Genomic DNA, 2,613 nt, shown 5'->3' on the forward strand with positions numbered 1-2,613 from the left:
TACATCTGGTCTTTTGGGTATGACGCTGAAGCGACAAACTGGACAAGCCACAGCAGTATGCCCCTTTTCGATCAAGCCAGTAATTTATTAGAGTGGCTAGATATCAACGATTTCGGCCAACGTCCATTAATCTTTATTGCTCACAGTATGGGCGGGCTTTTAGTCAAAAAGATGCTCAACAGTGCCTTGACCTTTCAAAAGCAAGCTATTCTTGAGCAGACGAAAGGGGTTGTATTTCTGGCTACTCCCCACACTGGGTCTCATCTAGCTAGTTTAATTGATAATATTGGTGTTCTCGCACAAACCACCGTAAGTGTGGACGAACTAAAAGCTCATCACCCTCAGTTACGGGAATTAAATGAGTGGTATAGAGAAAACGTTCGGAGTTTAGAAATTGCCACAAAGGTCTACTATGAAACTCAGCCTGTCAAAGGGATTTTGGTGGTAGACCCAGATAGTGCCAACCCAGGCATTGAAAAAGTGAAACCGGTTGCGATAGCAAAGAACCACATTGACCTATGTAAACCAGAATCTCAAGATAGTCAGGTCTATCTTGGTGTCAAGAGATTTATCAAGGAATGCCTCAAAAAAAAAGAGATAAGCTTAAATCACCCCAGTAACATTATTAATCATGCTAGGGCCTACTCTGTAGAAGCGTTTGAGTTATCTTGGAACAGTTTGCCACCAGAAGCCCAACAGTTAGGATGTCTTCTGAGTTTGTTTGCTCCTGCTCCTTTTCAGTGGTCACTGGTAGAGACTTGTGTTATCGATGAAAATCAGGAACAATGGTATCAACAACAAGAAGTATTGGAAGAGTTACGCGTTCGCGTAGCGTGGCCTACGGCCAATCGCTTTCTGGTAAATCGTAATTTGTTGCAACTGACCGAACAGCAAACCTATCGGCTTCATCAACTAATGCGAGAATTTTTCCAGACCAAGCTGGCTCAATTACCAGAGGCCGATTGCTACAAGCAACGCTTTTGTCAAGGAATGGTGGCTGTGGCCAAAAAAATTCCCAAGACACCAACTCGCGATCAGATTGCAGCAGTTACCCCCGCCATCCCTCATTTAGCCGAAGCTGCCACAGTCCTAACTGACTGGCTCAGGGATGAAGATTTAATCTGGCCCTTTGTTGGCTTAGGAAGATTCTATTACGGTCAAGGTAGCTATGACCAGGCTGAACCCTTGTATCAGCAATGTTTAGAGATAACTAGAAGCCGCTTGGGTGAGAACCATCCCGATGTGGCTACCATTCTCAACAACCTGGGTTTACTCTACTACTCAATCGGGCGCTATGATGAGGCTAAACCCCTTTATCAACAGGCATTGGAGATTGCCGAACAGAAGTTAGGGCCAAATGATCCTGATACTCGAATCTATCGTCAAAATCTGCAAATTTTGCGCTCTCCTTTATGGACGGGTATATATCGAGCGTGTCTTGCGTTAAAACCCTAGTTTTGTGACTAGACCTTGCAGCATTAGGAACAGATGTGCCATTGCTGAGGGGCGGGATGAATATCAGCAGAGTGGGCATCCTGCCCGCCCGGAAATGAAACAGGCAAGATGCCTGTTCCACCAACATGCCCATTCTAAAAAACTCTTAAAATCATTCTATTATTAAACAACGCCTGATTTTAAGCTGACCACTGACCGCTGAATACTTAAATACTTCGTAAAATAGAGATACATTAAGAAAGCGATAGATATGGCTCCAGTTTCTAATAGCAATACAGCTATAATTCGCACAGAATGGGGATTAACCATTGCCGGAACACGCATCACCCTCTACGATGTGATGGATTATGTCACAGCTCAGTATCCACCAAAATTAATTGGGGATGTTCTTAACCTAACTAAGGAACAAGTAAGCGCAGCCCTATCATACATCGAAGACAATCGTACCCAAGTCGAAGCCGAGTATCAAACTATTTTGCAGGAGGAACAGGAAAACCGACAGTACTGGGAACAGCGGAATCGAGAACACTTTGCTCGCATTGCAAAAATGCCCCCTAAACCCGGTCGAGAAGCGTTGTGGGCAAAACTCCAGGAACAGAAAGCAAGACACGCACAGAAAGCATGATTTTCTTGATTGATCACAATCTTGAGAGACATGCAGTAGTTTTGTTAGGCAACATTGCTAATCAAGGTTGGCTTGAGACTCTCCCCATCCGTTTCGTCTCCTTTCAAGAAGTTGAGCTACCAATCGATAGCAATGATCGAATTGTTTGGCGCTTTGCTCAAGCCAATCAGATGATTCTATTGACAGCCAATCGAAAGATGAAAGGTAAGGATGCATTAGAGAAGGTTTTGCGTGAAGAAAACAAGTCCAATTCCCTTCCTGTCATCACAATTGGCAATGCTGATCGGGTCTTGGATGAACGAGCCTATCGGGATAAATGTGTAGATAGGCTACTTGAAATTGTGATTGAAATTGACAATTATATGGGAGTCGGTCGGCTCTTCATTCCGTAAGATAGCATTGGAAACCAGTGTTTAAGCAAGAAATTGGGCGTTGCTGAATCAACGAATCAATAGGAGTAGAGTGGGCATCCTGCCCGCTGCGCGAAATAGCAGTAGAGTAGGCATCCTGACCGCCCGACCAGTAGAGTGGGA

General features: G+C 44.4%; 3 protein-coding genes. All 3 read left to right on the top strand.

The genetic code is table 11. From position 1 onward, the window contains the following. The coding region (locus tag F6K20_RS33440) for a tetratricopeptide repeat protein (RefSeq protein WP_287297645.1) at nt 1–1,455 on the top strand (1,455 nt) is incomplete at its 5' end. Nucleotides 1,456–1,705: 250 nt separating this feature from the next. Beyond that, entirely contained in the window at nt 1,706–2,080 is a 375-nt protein-coding gene (locus F6K20_RS33445; RefSeq protein WP_008187664.1) for a DUF433 domain-containing protein, read from the top strand. Further along, the gene (locus F6K20_RS33450; protein WP_008187665.1) at nt 2,077–2,472 is read left to right on the top strand and encodes a DUF5615 family PIN-like protein; all 396 of its coding nucleotides are present in this window, start codon (nt 2,077–2,079) and stop codon (nt 2,470–2,472) included. The genes F6K20_RS33445 and F6K20_RS33450 overlap by 4 nt, the downstream gene beginning before the upstream one ends. Nucleotides 2,473–2,613: the final 141 nt, after the last annotated feature.

The sequence above is a fragment of the Moorena sp. SIO2C4 genome (genome assembly GCF_010672485.1).
Taxonomy (GTDB): Bacteria; Cyanobacteriota; Cyanobacteriia; order Cyanobacteriales; family Coleofasciculaceae; genus Moorena; species Moorena producens.